The organism is Carboxylicivirga sediminis (genome assembly GCF_018156225.1).
In the GTDB taxonomy this organism is placed as follows: Bacteria; Bacteroidota; Bacteroidia; order Bacteroidales; family Marinilabiliaceae; genus Carboxylicivirga; species Carboxylicivirga sediminis.
Map to the genome: position 1 here is coordinate 138132 of NZ_JAGTAR010000009.1, position 16669 is coordinate 154800.

Consider the following 16669-nt stretch of genomic DNA (forward strand, 5'->3'; position numbering starts at 1 on the left):
TAGTTTTTAATTCCCATTTATTGACTTGGTTTATGGCATATCATTAAGTAATTTTATGCAACTAACCCGGTTAAAATGAAAAACTTCCTATTGATAGTATCTTTGCTGTTATGCTGCCGGCTGGTGCATGCGCAAGATTCCCCGATTCGTTTCCAGAATATCACCATAAACGATGGTTTATCTTTAAGCTCCGTTTATTGCATTCATAAAGATAGTAAAGGCTTTATGTGGTTTGGCACTGAAGATGGCTTGAATAAATTCGATGGCTATCATTTCACCATTTATCGCACTGATGTGAAAAACCCCAATAGTATCTGCTACAAATGGATTGAGCACATTGCTGAGGATGCCAATGGGAATCTGTGGTTTGCCTCACGTAACGGTATATCCAATTTTAACCCGGTTACCGAAGTTTTTACCAATTACAAAGCCGGGCAGTCTGAACTAATTGTTAACGATACCATTACCTGCCTTGAAATTCATGGTAATAATGTGGTGATTGGTACTAAAAAGGGCTTGAGCCTATTCAACGTCATGAACGGTGAGGCCGTACTTTTTGATGAACCAGTATCTATTAACGCCATCCAATTATATAAAGATGATTTAATCATCGGAGCAAGTAATGGATTGTTCCGGTTGACGTCTGATAATAAGCTGAAGCGTTTATCTGGTTTTGACATTACGGATATTACCATCAGTCAGCACGTAGCCTATTATGCCACTGCAACTGGGGTATTCAAATACGAATTGGATGGAGGAGCTACGGCATCGCTTAAGGTATCAAAAGCTATTGAGGGCATTGATAACCTGGAAGCAGACGGGCAAGGACGTTTATGGATAAGTGCCATTGGGGGATTATGGGTATTCTTTCCTCAAAAGGGATGGACGAAAAAACTAGTTGATACATATAATACTACACGAAGCCTGGCTATTCACACCAGTAAGTCGTTGTGGATTGACAGTAACGAAAAAGTATGGTATGCCACACATGGCGATGGCCTGTTTATTGTCAACAAAAAGCTTCAGGTGACGCGGTGCCTTCACAACCCTACCGATAAGGAAAGTATAAGCCAGAATGCCTTTAACTGCCTATATGCCGACCAGCAAAATGGCAATATCTGGTTAGGTACCTATGGTGCAGGCATAAATATCTATCAGCCTTCGGCCAATAAGTTTGATCTGATCAAGCATAATCCATTAAATACCAATAGCCTGCCCAGCAATTTTGTCTGGTCTGTTTTCGAAACAGCTGATAGCTGCCTTTGGGTAGGAACCAACGATAAAGGGGTGTGTCGTTATTGTCCAAAAACAGATCGGTTTAAAACTTATTCGCATACAGCAGGTGACATTAGCTCATTAAGCAATAATACAGTACGTGAAGTGTATCAGGACAGCCGTGGTACGGTATGGATTGGCACTGATGGTGGAGGATTAAACCGTTTTAATGCATCGACCAGAGGTTTTAAAGCCTATGTAAGTGATGAAGATGATGAGCATACTATATCTGATAATTCAGTGCGTGTCATTTTTGAAGACAGTCAGCAGCGTTTGTGGGTGGGTACCAGACATGGGCTGAATCTGTTTGACCGCAAAACGCAAGGTTTTAAGCGTTACTTAAATAAACTCAGTGACCCTAAGAGTATATCGAATAATTTTGTTTATGCCAGTATCATCGAAGATAAGCAGGGCAAGCTTTGGATTGGTACCTATGGTGGTGGCCTCAATCGTCTGGATACTGAGACGGGTGTATTTGAGCATTATACCAGTGAAATGGGAGAGGGACAAAGCCTAAGTAATGATATTGTATTTTGTATTTATGAAGACAGTGACGGACTGATATGGGTGGGTACTAATGAGGGATTGAATATTCTTAATCCGGACAGTGGACAGGTAAAGGTATTGGGTATGAAGGACGGTTTGCCCAATGAGGTTATTTACAGTATTCTGCCAGATAAAACCGGGCAGTTGTGGTTGAGTACCAATCATGGTATTTGTTGCATCGATCCCTCAACGCTTAAATGTAAAAACTACGACGTGAGTGATGGTTTGCAAAGCAATGAGTTTAATGGTGGCGCCTTTCACAAGGGCCGTTCAGGCAAATTATATTTCGGGGGTGTATACGGACTAAATGTGATGATACCAGAAGTACTCACTGCCAGTTCTTTTGTTGCTCAACCGGTTATTACACGCCTGGAGGTGCTGGGAAATGAAGTTAAAACATTAGCCGGAACTGACAGGCATGGTAATGCTGTGGCAGAAGTTGATAGCCAATACGTTTTGCCGGCCGATATAAGTTATACAGACCAGATTGTGCTTGATTACAGTCAACGGTTTTTTGCCTTGGAATATTCAGGGCTTAACCATCTGTTTTCGGACAAAACCCAATATGCTTTTCAGTTGTCTCCACTCGATAAAAAATGGACCAAGGCCGGCAATCGCAATTATGTATCGTTTGCCAATGTAAAGCCGGGCGACTATGTGTTTAAGGTATTAAGCACCAATAGCGATGGCGTGTGGAGTCAAGATCCTGCAGAACTGAAAATCACCATTCGTCCACCATTCTGGCAGGCCATCTGGTTTGTGCTGATTGAGGTGTTGATTGTATTGATGCTCGTCATTTTCATCTACCGTTTCTTACTCAAGATAAAGACCAATAAACTTTTGATGGTGCAAAATGAACAGGTGCTTGAGGCCAACCGGCAGCTGCATATATCCGAGGAAAACCTGAAGCAGATGAATGCCACCAAGGATAAGTTTTTTTCCATTATATCGCACGATTTGAAGAATCCTTTCAGCAGCCTGATGTCGATCAGTGAGATGTTAGATGAAAATTACGAAGTAACTGATGAAGAGGATAAGCGGCATGCGGTAAAGCGCATTAACAGCTCGGTACATAGCATTTATAAGCTGCTTGAAAATCTGCTAACCTGGTCGCGATCGCAAAGGGGCAAGATTTGTTTTAAAGATGAGGATTTTGATGTTTCAGCATTGCTAACCGAAAACATCAACCTATACCGAACGGCAGCCACCAGGAAATCTATCAGCCTGGTAAATAAAGCAGCTGATTCAATGATAGCGAGGGGCGACCGGAATACAATCAATACGATTATTCGTAATCTTACCGGCAATGCCGTGAAGTTTACCGGTAGCGGTGGTGAAATACACTATTCAATTCATGAGCATGATAGCTTTTGGAAGATAAGTATCAAAGATACAGGCTTGGGAATTAGTGAAGAAAACCAGCAGCAACTGTTTCGGATTGACAAAAAACTTAAGACCGAAGGAACGGAAGGCGAGAAAGGAACAGGCCTGGGGCTTATTATCTGTAAGGAGTTTGCGGAAAAGAACGGAGGTACTATTGGTGTTAACAGCCAGGAAGGCATTGGTTCTGAATTTTGGTTCACAGTGCGTAAAGGTAAACGTTAATGGTTTGTTGTTAATGAAACAATACCGGTGAACTCGCATCGTTTTAAGGCAATAAACTTTTCACTTCGATTTTGGTTTACCCTAAAAAGACTATTTTTGCAGCGGAAAACAAAAAAGAAGATAAATGGCATTAGCGATAACAGCATATGGTACCAAGGTACTCCGAAAAGTGTGTGATGAAATTACTGCGGATTATGAAGGCTTGCAGGTACTGATTGACAATATGTGGGAAACCATGTATGAGGCTGGTGGTGTTGGGCTGGCTGCTCCTCAGGTTAATAAAGCCATTCGTCTGTTTACGGTTGATACAGTGCAGGTGTATGAGGGGATGAAGGAAGATGATAAAGAAGATTTATTTGAAGATGAGCAACCTGTGAAAGAGGTATTTATTAATGCTAAAATTACAGGTGAATCAGATGAGGTATGGGCCGACAATGAAGGTTGTCTGAGTTTACCCGACCTGAGTGGTGAGGTAGAACGTCCCTGGGCCATTGAGATTGAGTATTATGATCGTGACTTCAATAAACAAAAGAAAACGTTTACCGGCTATAATGCCCGCGTTATTCAGCATGAGTATGATCATACCGAAGGCATTTTATACGTCGATCATCTTTCTGGCATCTCAAAGCGACTGTTGAAAGGTAAATTAAACAAGATAGCAGAAGGCAAAGTGGCGCCGCGTTACCGCATGCGATTTGCGAAATAGGGCTATCTGAAATCATATTTGAAAGGTCTTAATTAAATATAATTAGGGCCTTTTTTAATAGCTTATTGTGTACTTCGAGCAATAGCTCAACCACCTCGTACACTAATATTGCAACTTCGTGCATAAAGCATCCTACTGCCCTTTTTCCAGAGGTATTTTTGTCAATAGAAATTAACTATTCTCAAACGAAAAAGATAACAAATAGGATTTTATCATGATTAAACAGATGTTACAAGGGGTGGTTGCAATGCTAATAATCGGAATGGGGATTATTGGCTGTAGTTCATCAGATGAAAGCAAATCAGCAACAACACGCCGCTATGTTAAAGTAGAGCGCCTGGGCAAGGCTCAAAGTGCCGAGGAGCTTATATTCCACGGACAGCTAAAGGAAAAAAAGGAAGTGAGTGTAGCATTTAAAGTAGGCGGACAAGTCTACAATATGTTGGTGGATGAGGGTGATTATGTGACAAAAGAACAGGTGATAGCCCGCATTGATCCTCGTGACTACAAAATCCGTTTACAATCGGCTAAAGCGCAATTCGAACAGGCCAGTGGTGAATATACCCGCTACAAAGAACTTTATAATAAGAATAAGCTACCCATTAACACGCTGGAAAAACTCGAAGCCGGTTACCTGGCAGCCAAGAGTGCGTATGAATCAGCCGAAAATGCACTGGCTGATACAGAGTTAAAAGCACCATTTAATGGCTATATCTATCGTAAGCAAACGAATAATTTTGAAAATGTGGCTCCCGGGCAACCTATTTATGCCTTATTGGATGTGAGCCATCTCGAGGTACTATTCAGCCTGCCTGAAAGTAAAGTGAATAAAGCAAAAAGCTTTTCGCAAATTACCATTGATGTAGCCAATGCTGGTGCTTATAATGTGCCTGCTAATGTCTTGTCTGTTAATGAGAAGGCCAACGGGAATGATATGTTTGATGTGCGTCTGATGGTAAACAATCAGTTGGATAACGGATTGAAGCCTGGCATGTCGGCCAAGGTTAGGATTCAACTGAAGGCGGCTGACAGGGCTGGTGTTGTTGTGCCAGTGGAGTCTGTGTTTTACAAAGAGCAGAAAGCCTATGTATGGGTATTTGATGAGGCCAGCTCAACAGTATCAAGCAGGGCTGTAAAAGTCAATAAACTGGAAAATAATGGCCATTTGTCAGTTAGTTCCGGCCTCACCGGAAACGAATATGTGGTGACAGCCGGTGTGTATAGTTTAACCGAATCGCAGGCTGTGCGAATTTTAGAGAATACAAACCTTTTATAAGCCTAAATCAATATGTTAGATAAGATATTATCTCAAAAAGCTTTTTTGAGCTTCATCTTTATTGCCTTAATTATAGGCGGATTGTATTCTTTCAATTCGATGGGGAAGCTCGAAGATCCGGAGATTCCTGTGAAGGCAGCTGTGGTCATTACCCGTTACCCGGGTGCATCAGCCGAAGAAGTGGAGCAGGAGGTGACTGATGTGCTTGAGAAAGCGATCCAACGTCTCGAAAATATTGATTTCCTCGAATCGCGTTCAACACCGGGATTGTCTGAAATCACCATCAATATTAAGTCGGGAGTAAAAACCGCGGAAATGCCTCAGTTATGGGATCACCTTCGCCGTAAAATAAGTGATGTAAAGGGTAATTTGCCTGCGAACGCATCCGAACCAATTATCAATGATGATTTTGGTGATGTGTCTGGTATATTTTTAGCAATTTCCAATGATGGATACGAGTATCATGAGTTTCAGAATTACGTTGATGACGTGAAACAAGAGCTGATGTTGGTAGATGGCGTTAAGCGTATCGAAGTATTTGGTAAGCGCACCGAGGTGGTGAATATCAGTTTTGATAACGAGTATTTTGCCTCCCTGGGTATTAACCCCATGCTAATTTTTCAATCGTTTAATGATCAGGGGGCCATTGTTGATCCGGGTAGCTTTGTGACTGGAAGTGAGCGCATACGTATTAGCATAGGCAATAAGTTCCAGAACCTGGACGAAATACGCAATTTTGAGGTGAAACTTCCCAATGGCGGACGTTACCGTCTCGGCCAAATTGCTAAGGTTGAGCGCGAATTTTATGAGCCAACCCTTCAAAAGCTTAAATTCAACGGACGGGAAGCCATCAGTTTGGCCATCTCCATGGAAAAGGGTGGCAATGTGATAGTGCTTGGTGAGGCTGTTGAGAAACGCTTAGCCGAACTGCAGGAAAAATTGCCGGTTGGTATTGAGTGTCATAAGGTGTTTTATCAGCACAATAATGTGAGCGACTCAATCGACGATTTTATGGTTAATCTGATTGAGTCGGTGATTATTGTAATAGTCGTATTGTTGCTGGCTATGGGTATGCGCGCTGGTTTGCTCATAGCCAGTGGACTGGTGTTTACTATTCTGGCAACATTTATTATTATGGCCGGGTTTGATATAGAGCTGCACCGCGTATCATTGGCGGCTATTATCATTGCCATGGGTATGCTGGTGGATAATGCCATTGTAATAGCTGATGGCATCCTGATTGACCTGGATAAGGGCATGGAACGCAAGAAAGCTTTTGTAAACACGGCTAAAAAATCAGCTATACCACTTTTAGGTGCTACTCTGGTGGCCATTCTGGCTTTTATGCCTCTGGCTTTCAATAGTACAGGCGCTGGTGAGTTTTTACGTCCATTGTTTTATGTTTTGGCTATCTCCTTGTTCGTAAGTTGGGTGCTGGCAATGGTACAAACACCATTTCATGCCGAGTATTTTTATAAAAAACGCTCAAAGAAAGGAGCTGATGACGAAGAACACGATCCTTATGGCGGTCGTTTTTACCAGGTTTTCGGACGATTTATACGTTTTGCACTTTGGCATAAGTCCTTCTTTGTGATTGGAACAACCGTAATATTGGTGTTGTCATTCTGGTCATTTGGTTTTGTGAAGCAAAACTTCTTTCCTGGTGCTGAGTATGACCAGTTTATTCTTGAGTACCGTTTGCCCGAGGGAAAAGACATCAGCCAGGTAGAAAAGGATCTGGATGAGATACAGGTGGCTATTGCTGATTGGGATAACATCGGCTCGGTTGTAACAGGATTGGGCAGCACACCGGCTCGTTATACACTTATGCGTCCCATGAACGGACTTAGCCTGAGCTATGGTGAGCTGATTATCACCATCAAGGACAAGGAGCAGATTGACCAAACTATTGAAAAACTTCAGAACTATGTCAATCAATATTATCCCGAAGCTTTTGCAAGGGTAAGAACCTATATTGCTGTTGGAGGTGATTTTAAAATTGAAGCTAAGTTTACCGGTCCCGATGATGAAGTGTTGCGTCAGTTGGCAGAGCAGGCTAATGAGGTGATGCGTCAGGAGCCAAAGGCCGTTTTTGTAACTAACGACTGGAAGAACCAGATTAAGGTGCTGGCGCCTGTTTATTCACAGGATCGGGCACGCGAGCTGATGGTGAACAGAGCTGATGTGGCCAATGCTCTGGCGATTGCATCAAGTGGTATGCCGGTTGGCTTGTTTTACGATGGTGATTACCAGCTTCCAGTTATGCTCAAGCTGGATAAAACCATTGAACAGGACGTTAATCAGTTGGCTTCGGTACCCGTATGGTCGGGTTTGCCACAAAGTGTGGCTTTAAGTCAGTTGGTTGATTCCATTGATGTACGATGGGAAAACAGTATGATTCGCCGTTACGATAATCAACGTGCGATAATTGCTCAGTGTGACCCGATTACGGGTGTTGCGCCACCTGAACTGTTCACAGCCTTGCGCGATAAAATTGAAGCCATTCCATTGCCCGAAGGTTACAAATTAGAGTGGCTGGGTGAATATAAGAGCAGTAATGAGGCCAATGAAGGTTTGGGTGAGAAACTACCACTGGCTATCCTGTTAATGATCATCATTGTCATAGGCTTATTTAATAATTTCCGACAACCCATCATCATTTTCTCAATTATGCCATTGGCCTTTATTGGAGTGATTATAGGCTTCCTGGTAACCGGCACTTATTTCACCTTCTTTTCAATAATCGGTACCCTTGGTTTAATGGGTATGATGATTAAAAATGCGGTGGTACTACTCGATGAGATAAATCTGCAGGTAGGCGAAGGAAAAGATAAGCTCACAGCGATAATTGATTCGACATTATCGAGAGTGCGACCAGTAATGATGGCTTCACTGACCACTATTTTGGGTATGTTGCCATTGGCCTTCGACCCGATGTTTCGTACTATGGCCATTGCCATTATGTTTGGTTTGCTGGTAGGTTCGATCATCACTCTGGTTGTAATACCCGTGCTGTATGCTGTGATGTACAGGGTCAATACTAAATCGTTACATGCTACAATTGTAAAAGAGATAGAAGAATAATTTTTTTCATGTATAGGTTAGGTAAAGGAGCTGGTTGGCATTGCTTTGTTAGCCGGTTCCTTTTTAAAGAGAGAATGAACTAACCATCTACTATAAAACTTTCAGTATGAAACACTATATATTCATCATAGCTTTGTTCATAAGCATTAAAGGGGTTGCTCAACAACAGGTTTCATTGCAGGAGAGTCGTCAAATGGCACTCGATTACAATAAGTCGCTTAAAGCAGCCAAGTTAAAGCACTTTGAAGCTGAATCACAACGTAAAGAAGCACGTACCGCCTATATGCCAAATATTGACGGAACGGCTACTGCCACCTATCTGCCTAGTATGGACGATATTAATATACCAGGCTTTCAATTACCAGTGATGGATGCAGCGGGTAACCAAACAGGCCAAAATGTTGGTTTCCCGGGTATGAGTATTGGCACCGAAAAGATGCAATATTATAACGGTCAGGTGGCAATGCAACTGCCACTCTATTTGGGCGGACAAATCAGGTATGCCAACCAAATGGCTGATATGGGTGTTGTAATTTCCGAGCAAGCCTATCAGCTAAAGACTGATGAGGTTATTTTTAACACAGATAACACCTATTGGAGTCTGGTGGCTTTTAAAGAACAGCTGACAGTTGCCTACAAGTACTACGAAATGCTGGATTCATTGGAGCAACAGATGAAAGACATGTATGAGTTGGGCTTAACTCCCAAGAGTGAACAGCTGATTGTAACTGTACAAAAAAACGAGGCTCAGCTAAATCTGATGAAAGCTGAAAATGCTTTTAAAGTGATGAAAATGAATCTTTGCCAGATTGTTGGGCTTGATATGAATACCAATATTGATGTAACTGATTCATTAAACCTCAATCCAGAGCTCATTACCATGAGTAACAGCGTTGACCTGGCTTTTGTAAACCGTAACGAACTTAAAATGCTGGATGGACAAGTTACGCTATCGGAGCTTCAAAAAAAGTCAGATATGAGTGCTTATAAGCCTCAGTTAGGTGCCCAGGTCAGCTATGGTTACATGGATATTCCAAACCTGGTTGATGGACAGACCATGACACAGGCCTCTGCTCAATTGTCCATACCATTGGTGCACTGGCGCGAAAAGAAGCACAAAAAAGATGCTGCCAAATTACGAATTGAACAGGCCCGCCTGCAGCTCGATGAAACTAAGGATTTTGTGCAGCTGGAGGTACAGCAGTACATCATAAGGGTTAATGAAGCTTATGAGGCCATTATGCTCGCCAAAAAGAATAAAGAAGAATCTGAAGAGTCGCTGGAAGAGGTAACAGCCAGTTTTGAGGCCGGATTAAATACCACCACCGATGTTTTGAATTCGCAGGCAGCCTGGTTGAGTGCTAATGCTGAACTATTAAATGCACTGGCCAGCTACGAGGTGGCTAAAACTGCTTATTATAAAGGAATTGGTCAGTTATACACAGAAGCAGACACAAACAGTAATTAATAGTGTTTCTCGATTTGTAGTGGCTCATTTTAAAAAGTTGAGATGAGTCACTACCTTTATCATCATGTATGGGAATAGATATGAAAACATTTGATAGTTGTTATTACGACCGGTTTTTGAAGGGCAAACCTATTTTATTTATTAATTATAAAACCAGGTTGCTATTTGAATGTTTGATGGGAACAGTTTTTTATGCTGTTTTATTGGCAATTTTCTATTCGGGCCAACCTATTGAGTGGAAGGGCTATCTTTTTTCGCTATGGCTATTCATTTTTATCAGCGAAGGGATATTTGCATTTAATAAGCTGATTGCCTGCAAACATCCCTGGCATACGCATACGCGTGGGCGTGTATTGTTTTTATTAAGCTTTTCCATTATATGGTTTTTACTGGCCATCATGATGGCTCACTATTTTAAACCTTGGATTGAGTCTGGCGAACCCATGGCTCCAGTAGCCTATAATGTTAGCCTCATTATCGCTATATTGTTTGTAACGATTTATGTAGTACTGCTATTCGCTTATAATTACCATCAGAGCTTAAGTGTAGTTATGCTAGAGGTGGAGCGTTTGCAACAGGATAAACTTAAGCAGGATTACCGGGCCTTGCAGGATCAGATTAATCCACATTTTTTATTCAATAATCTGAGTACGCTTATTGCTATCATCAGGCACGATAAGGAGGCAGCAATACGTTTTGCCATTAATTTTTCAGACGTGTACCGATATGTACTTGAGAGTAATAAACATCGTTCTATCAAACTAATTGACGAGTTGAAATTTCTGAAAGCATATGGAGCTCTGCACCAGGAGCGTTTAAAAGAAGGATTAGTTGTAGAGCATCATTTCGATGAAGAATATTACAACTGGCACCTGCCTCCTTTAAGTATGCAGTTACTGCTCGAAAATGCAGTGAAGCACAATGTAGCCACTAAAGCATCGCCCTTAAAAATGAAGATGTATACCAAAGATGGAAAGGTAGTGGTCTCCAATAATATCAATGCCAAAACAACCACCTACAGTACAAATACAGGATTAAGTAATTTACGCGAGAGGTATAAGTTATTGACGAATAAAGAGGTGGTTATTATCAAAAATGGCAATGAGTTTAGGGTAGAATTACCACTAATCAAACAATAAGTTAAAGCAGAAGCAATGGAAATCAATATCATAATTGTAGAGGACGAAATACACAGTGGTGAAATGCTGCGGGATATGATTGCGGAGATTCGTCCTTCCTGGAAAGTAAAAGCCATGCTGCAAAGTGTGAGTGAAACCGTTGATTACCTTAAAACACATGAGCATCCGCAGATTATTTTCTTAGATATTGAACTAGCCGATGGCAATTGTTTTTCAATTTTTGAGCAGATTGAAGTGGAGGAAAGTGGCATCATTTTTACTACAGCCTATAATGAGTTTGCTCTCAAAGCTTTTAATCTTAACAGCATCGATTATTTATTGAAGCCTATAAAAGAAGAGGAGTTGGAACGAGCCATCACCAAATTTGAAAAGGCCATTGAGGTAATTAATAATTTGCATGAAGGGGAGAGCCCTAAGAAGCAAGCTGATGTAATTGATTATACCGAATTAGCCCGATCGATTGCGAAAACACAAGGTGGTTATCGCAAGCGCTTTTTAATTGCCAGACGTGATGCCTTTTTTAAGCTTGGTGTTGAAGATGTGGCCTATTTTTATTTTGATGCCCGGGTAACGTTTGCTGTTACTTTTGAAGGTAAGCAACACATACTTAACCAGTCACTGGATAAGCTGGAAGAAGAGCTTGATCCGGAAAAGTTTTTCCGTAGTAACAGGCAAACGATTATCAATGTAGATGCTATTGAGCGCTTCGAAAGCTATTTTAGTGGTAAGCTGGTAGTGAAACTGGTTAATGGCCTTAACGATAAGGTAATGATTAGTCGGGCTAAAGCCGGTCCATTTAAGGAGTGGATGAATCATTAACTATTAATTAGATACAAAAGAAGGCTGTCTCAATCGAAACAGCCTTTTATCTTATTAAAAATAAATGTGCACTATTAAATCGCCACTGGCATAAGGTTCAAAAGTGAAGCTATTACCACCTGAATCGACGATAATCTTATTTGCATCTGTTGTGTACTTTCTTTCTTTTTGTTTGCTGTAGTTAAATCCTAACCCAAATTCACCACCCAGTGAAATTTTTGGGGCAAAAAACCACTCAACCCCTATCAAGCCTGCTCCATTAAATCCGAGTGTCTGCCCACCTTCTTCCTTAAATTCCAATTCGGGCATAGTTTCATCAACGTATTCAACGTTTCCGGTAACGTACGTATTATTGCTATTATGCAGGTATCCGCTGTAGGGCATTGATGATATACCAGCTTCATAACCATAATACCCTCTGATACGACTTTTAATCGGTCGATAAAACTCTTGTCCAACAGATAAGCCAATTGCCAGGGCATTTTGAGTCAGGTAAACATTTTTGGGAGTTTCTTCTCCGCTACCATCTTTATCTTTTGAGCTACTATAGCCAAACAGAAGTTTTACGCGCCAGGCCCTGTCATCACGTGTATAAAATTTAAAGTAAATAGTTCCTGGATTTTGGGCTGTAAAGGCAAATTTTGGAGCATCATTTACCACATTGTATGAATAATAGCCATTTGAGTAATTGTTGGTTACAGTTTTATTACCAATCATATTTCCAAAATACTCTAAAAACGGATTAGCATTGATACTCAACGACCAGTCACCTTTTTCAGGGAAATAGTAAAAGCCTCTTTTAGATGTAAGGTTAAATTTTGTGGTATCTGTTTGAGCTAATGAAAGTGTTGAAAGAAATAGTAAGATACTTCCTGTTAATAACAGATGCTTCATTTGGTTAGATTTTATTATTAATAAATTTCTGCTAAGATGAATATTTTTTTGCTAATTTTACAAAAGTAAACATTCTTTTTAGTAACCTAATCTATGAAAACAGTTAAAATAGTTAGTATTTGTGGCGTTTTTGTTTTTCTGATGAACATCTTATCATCTTGTGAATCAGATAGTGATGATTATACGGCATTAAGTGAAAATTTGCGAATTAGTGCCACCGAAAATGATGGTACTGTACAATTAAAGTGGACACTTGCCAAAATAAATAATTTCCGCGAGTACAGAGTATATCGTTCAAAAGATAAAAATAATTATTACCAGAATTCACTTATATATAGTGGAACAGATTTTTTTCACCATACATTTGTTGATGAAAACCCCAATGCCTTAGGAACAAATTATTATTGGGTAGAGGCATTGAGTGGGAATGATTTTGACTATACGCGTTCGTATAAGAGTAACATTGATTCGATTAATATAGGTAATTATCCTTCCTTTTCATTTTTCCCTAAGAGCGTCATCCATAATAAGGATGAAATGTTGGTTGGCTTTATTGACGGTCGCAACAAATTTACGCTTTATAATTATGAGAGTGATGTTGTTGTAGGAACAAAAGAGGTTAATTATAATTTCCAATATCCGTGTTTTGGGAAATACAATGGGTTGACAGAGTTGTATTTAGGTGAGAATAATACCAATGAAATTGGGATATATGATACCAAATCACTCAAAAAGACAGGTAGTTTACCATTGAATAACCAATACTTATATAGTTTGGCAAGCAATGGTGATGGTAAAATATACGCTTCGTGTGATTATGGTAGTTATATTGAGGTGATTAACCGCAATATGACAGGGGCATACTTGATTAATAGTTCATATGATCAACAATATTTGAAGTACAGTGAATCGCAAAATGCACTCATCGCTAATGAAGATGATAGTTATAGTTACTTGTATGTTTATAATGCTGATTCGTATGGCGACATTGGTTACAATAATTACAGCTCTAGTTATCTACAAGGGTATAACTATAGCTGCATAAAGGAAGATCCTTTTACGGGCCATATTTATATCCAGCCTTATGGAAAGATGAAACCAGCGGGTGTTAGCAATACTGTATATAGTAATTTCGGAAATTGTCAGGACATTGCTTTTAACTCTATCAATATTTTCACCGCTCCATTTAATAGTAAGGCACTCTATAAATACGATCGTAGTGGAAACTATGTGGGCACTATTGATTTGCCAGGATACCCGGTATATATTTTAGTTGAAGATGATAAGTTGATAGTGTTTTTTGTTGAGCAGGCAATTTCAGTATCACAGGTTGAGTATAATCGTGTCTATAAAGGTTATAACCAAGATACCCCCTTTGGTATATATATTGTGAAGAACTAATTAGGAAGAAAATACGCATTGAAAAACGCCAACTGATATAATACCAGTTGGCGTTTTTCGTTTTATGTGTCATGGTAAGTGTTAAATTATAAGTAAGAATTGTTTTGAAGATAAGTGCAGTTTGATGTATGAATTACAATTTGCTAATAATAATTCATATTCGTTTATTGTTGCCCAAAATCTAATCCTATGAAGAAAAATAAAAGTATTCTGCGCAAGCTTTTTATGTATATGATGGGATTTGGCATAGGCATGGGGTTTATTTTCCCGGTATATGCCAATTTTTTTGTTGAATGGAAAGATGGGTTATTCCCTTATTTTCTGGTAGGTTGCATAATGGCGGGTATCACAGTAGGGATAGTCAGCTTTTGGTTTGTGAAGATTATTTTAATACGACAATTGCTTAAAATGTCAGCGGTGGCCGAAAGTATTTCCAAACGCGATATATCTCAATTTCTTGATATCAAAAGTGATGATGCAGTAGGTGATATTGCGAGTGGATTTAACCTGGCTATTCAGCGCTTGAATGAATTCGTTGATGAAATGAAGGTTATTTCAGGAAAGGCTCGCAGCATAGTTGGTAATAAGCAAGATGTTAGTGGATCGATTAATAGCCTTAATGCGATTTTAAACCAGGTAACCTCGTCTGTTTATTCAGCCAATGAACATTCTAAAACCATTCAGGATAAGGTAATTATCAGTAGGCAATCGTTGCGTAGTACAACCAGTAACCTCGAAACTACCTCCAAAAGTATTCAATCCTTTGAAACCTCTGCTAATAAGCTGGCTAAACATGCTGAAGAGATTAACCGTATTGTTTTGCTCATTAAGGAGATTGCCATTCAAACCAACCTCCTGGCACTAAATGCAGGTATTGAGGCGGCCAAGGCAGGTGTACACGGTAGGAGTTTTTCTGTGGTTGCCAATGAGGTGCGTAATCTGTCTGTGGATATTGCAGGCTCGGTGCAACAGGTTGAAGGTATATTCGCCGCTTTAAATGATGAACTTCATCAAACTGAAGCAATTAATGCTATTATTGCCACACAATTTAATGATAACCTGAAGCAAAATCAGCAATTTCAGGAGGTTTTTTCGACCATTGAACAGGCTTCGCAAGCCAATTTGGGCGAGGGACATCAGCTGATTGAAGTGATTACAAGCCTAAACTCAACTGTTACTGATATTAACCAGACTTTCAATGCCTTCTCGCAATACATTGCAGAACTAGATGCTACTATGGAGCTTTATAAAACAGGTAGGCCATAAATGTAAATAGCCAAAGATATTATATAGCAACATCTTTGGCCATTGTAATTGTCTATATTATTTGATTGTAATAACTGCCATATCCTGATTCATCAATAAATCATTTTCAAATTCCCTGTAGGCCACTAGTTCGAGGTATTTATTTAGGTGCTGGCGCATTAAATCATTGTTTCCCTGTATTTCACATACCTTGGCTTGCCAGAAAGTGATAGATAAGTCATCAGGTTTAAATTTCTCAGCTCTTGCAAGGCAGTTTTGTGCATAGCGGGCTTTACGATTGGTTTTTCGATCTTGTTTGTTTTTTGCAAGTGGCAGGTGTTGAATGTATTCAATGGCGTATACTTGTGTAACAGCTTTGTTCATGTAATCAATGGCCAATTGGTTATGACTGGCATTGCCAGGGATGTCAAATTTCACAAATACGGTTTTCTCCATTGCGGTTGCTTCTCCATTAATCTTTCCTGATAACCAAAGTTGACTGCTGTTGCTGATGGCATTAAGTACTGCGTTGTCAAGTTCCGGAGCCACCGAATTGCTTACAAATGCATTGTTGACCTGACCATCAGCTTCAATGGTGAAAGTGACTGATACGATGCCCTCGTCTTCCAGGTAATCATAGTTAGAAAGGTAGCTGAGTTCGTCTTGAAGATATTGATTAAGGCTTAGGCGTTCTGTTTCATTATTACTCATGTCACCTCTGAAAACAGGTGCTTCAATGCGTGTTTCTTCTATAAACTTCTGTTTAATAGCCTCTTCTTCCTGTGCAATTATGCTTATTGTAAAAAGCATAAGCACCATTCCTATTCCTATCTTTTTCATGGCTTTAAGTATTAAGTTAATAGTGTGAGGGCTAGCTCAACTATTACACCAAATTTAACAAATGACAGTGGGATAGTCCTTAATTGTGTTTGGCATGATTATTAAAAGAGTAAAAGAGTGCGGATATGAATATAAATTGTTCGAAAACGGACAAAAAGATACTAATATGCTTTAAATTCATTGCAGCGGCATTCATTATAAAATCACAAGCACTAATAGAATCAAAGGGCAGTGGTAATCATTTATATAATAATTCGGACTGCTAGTAAGAAATTGCTTTTCATATACTCTAATTAAATACAAGTTTTCAAGCCACTTTTTCAGCGGAGCTATTAATATTTTTCGTTCTCGGGTCAATACATATGTAATCT

11 protein-coding genes are annotated in these 16669 nt (G+C 39.9%); 9 read left to right on the forward strand and 2 right to left on the reverse strand.

All coding sequences use genetic code 11. The annotated features are described in order from the left end of the window. Positions 1–75 precede the first annotated feature (75 nt). From KDU71_RS08030 to KDU71_RS08060, 7 genes are all read left to right on the forward strand, one after another. Positions 76–3426 (forward strand): two-component regulator propeller domain-containing protein, encoded by a 3351-nt coding sequence (locus tag KDU71_RS08030; RefSeq protein WP_212189420.1) that lies wholly within the window; start codon positions 76–78, stop codon positions 3424–3426. Positions 3427–3550: 124 nt separating this feature from the next. Further along, a complete protein-coding gene (gene def / locus KDU71_RS08035) occupies positions 3551–4132 on the forward strand; it encodes a peptide deformylase (RefSeq protein ID WP_212189422.1) in 582 nt (193 codons plus the stop codon). Between the two features lie 214 nt (positions 4133–4346). After that, positions 4347–5408 carry an efflux RND transporter periplasmic adaptor subunit gene (locus KDU71_RS08040; RefSeq protein WP_212189424.1) on the forward strand — a complete coding sequence of 354 codons (1062 nt, stop codon included), beginning with the start codon at positions 4347–4349 and terminating at the stop codon, positions 5406–5408. Positions 5409–5420: 12 nt separating this feature from the next. Beyond that, on the forward strand, positions 5421–8492 hold the full coding sequence (locus KDU71_RS08045) for an efflux RND transporter permease subunit (protein WP_212189428.1): 3072 nt from the start codon (positions 5421–5423) through the stop codon (positions 8490–8492). A gap of 106 nt (positions 8493–8598) precedes the next feature. Beyond that, positions 8599–9960 carry a TolC family protein gene (locus KDU71_RS08050; protein WP_212189430.1) on the forward strand — a complete coding sequence of 454 codons (1362 nt, stop codon included), beginning with the start codon at positions 8599–8601 and terminating at the stop codon, positions 9958–9960. A gap of 176 nt (positions 9961–10136) precedes the next feature. Then, positions 10137–11099, forward strand: a complete 963-nt coding sequence (locus KDU71_RS08055) for a sensor histidine kinase (RefSeq protein ID WP_212189432.1) — start codon at positions 10137–10139, stop codon at positions 11097–11099. 15 nt (positions 11100–11114) lie between these two features. Further along, a complete protein-coding gene (locus tag KDU71_RS08060) occupies positions 11115–11918 on the forward strand; it encodes a LytR/AlgR family response regulator transcription factor (protein ID WP_212189434.1) in 804 nt (267 codons plus the stop codon). Between the two features lie 54 nt (positions 11919–11972). Here KDU71_RS08060 and KDU71_RS08065 read toward each other — a convergent pair whose 3' ends face one another. After that, positions 11973–12812, reverse strand: coding sequence for a myosin/kinesin family protein (locus KDU71_RS08065; RefSeq protein ID WP_212189436.1), 840 nt, complete (start codon positions 12810–12812; stop codon positions 11973–11975). Positions 12813–12905: 93 nt separating this feature from the next. Between KDU71_RS08065 and KDU71_RS08070 the strand changes: the two genes are divergently transcribed. Next, positions 12906–14213, forward strand: coding sequence for a hypothetical protein (locus KDU71_RS08070; RefSeq protein ID WP_212189438.1), 1308 nt, complete (start codon positions 12906–12908; stop codon positions 14211–14213). A gap of 189 nt (positions 14214–14402) precedes the next feature. Then, a complete protein-coding gene (locus KDU71_RS08075) occupies positions 14403–15479 on the forward strand; it encodes a methyl-accepting chemotaxis protein (protein WP_212189440.1) in 1077 nt (358 codons plus the stop codon). A gap of 57 nt (positions 15480–15536) precedes the next feature. Here KDU71_RS08075 and KDU71_RS08080 read toward each other — a convergent pair whose 3' ends face one another. Continuing rightward, positions 15537–16298 (reverse strand): energy transducer TonB, encoded by a 762-nt coding sequence (locus KDU71_RS08080; protein WP_212189442.1) that lies wholly within the window; start codon positions 16296–16298, stop codon positions 15537–15539. Positions 16299–16669 lie beyond the last annotated feature (371 nt).

What these genes read in the sequence shown, in the direction of transcription:
- KDU71_RS08045 (WP_212189428.1), top strand. Translation starts at nt 5,421, where the DNA reads ATGTTAGATAAGATATTATCTCAAAAAGCTTTTTTGAGCTTCATCTTT.
- KDU71_RS08075 (WP_212189440.1), top strand. Translation starts at nt 14,403, where the DNA reads ATGAAGAAAAATAAAAGTATTCTGCGCAAGCTTTTTATGTATATGATG.
- KDU71_RS08070 (WP_212189438.1), top strand. Translation starts at nt 12,906, where the DNA reads ATGAAAACAGTTAAAATAGTTAGTATTTGTGGCGTTTTTGTTTTTCTG.
- KDU71_RS08040 (WP_212189424.1), top strand. Translation starts at nt 4,347, where the DNA reads ATGATTAAACAGATGTTACAAGGGGTGGTTGCAATGCTAATAATCGGA.
- KDU71_RS08080 (WP_212189442.1), bottom strand. Translation starts at nt 16,298, where the DNA reads ATGAAAAAGATAGGAATAGGAATGGTGCTTATGCTTTTTACAATAAGC.
- KDU71_RS08060 (WP_212189434.1), top strand. Translation starts at nt 11,115, where the DNA reads ATGGAAATCAATATCATAATTGTAGAGGACGAAATACACAGTGGTGAA.
- KDU71_RS08030 (WP_212189420.1), top strand. Translation starts at nt 76, where the DNA reads ATGAAAAACTTCCTATTGATAGTATCTTTGCTGTTATGCTGCCGGCTG.
- KDU71_RS08055 (WP_212189432.1), top strand. Translation starts at nt 10,137, where the DNA reads ATGGGAACAGTTTTTTATGCTGTTTTATTGGCAATTTTCTATTCGGGC.
- def (WP_212189422.1), top strand. Translation starts at nt 3,551, where the DNA reads ATGGCATTAGCGATAACAGCATATGGTACCAAGGTACTCCGAAAAGTG.
- KDU71_RS08065 (WP_212189436.1), bottom strand. Translation starts at nt 12,812, where the DNA reads ATGAAGCATCTGTTATTAACAGGAAGTATCTTACTATTTCTTTCAACA.
- KDU71_RS08050 (WP_212189430.1), top strand. Translation starts at nt 8,599, where the DNA reads ATGAAACACTATATATTCATCATAGCTTTGTTCATAAGCATTAAAGGG.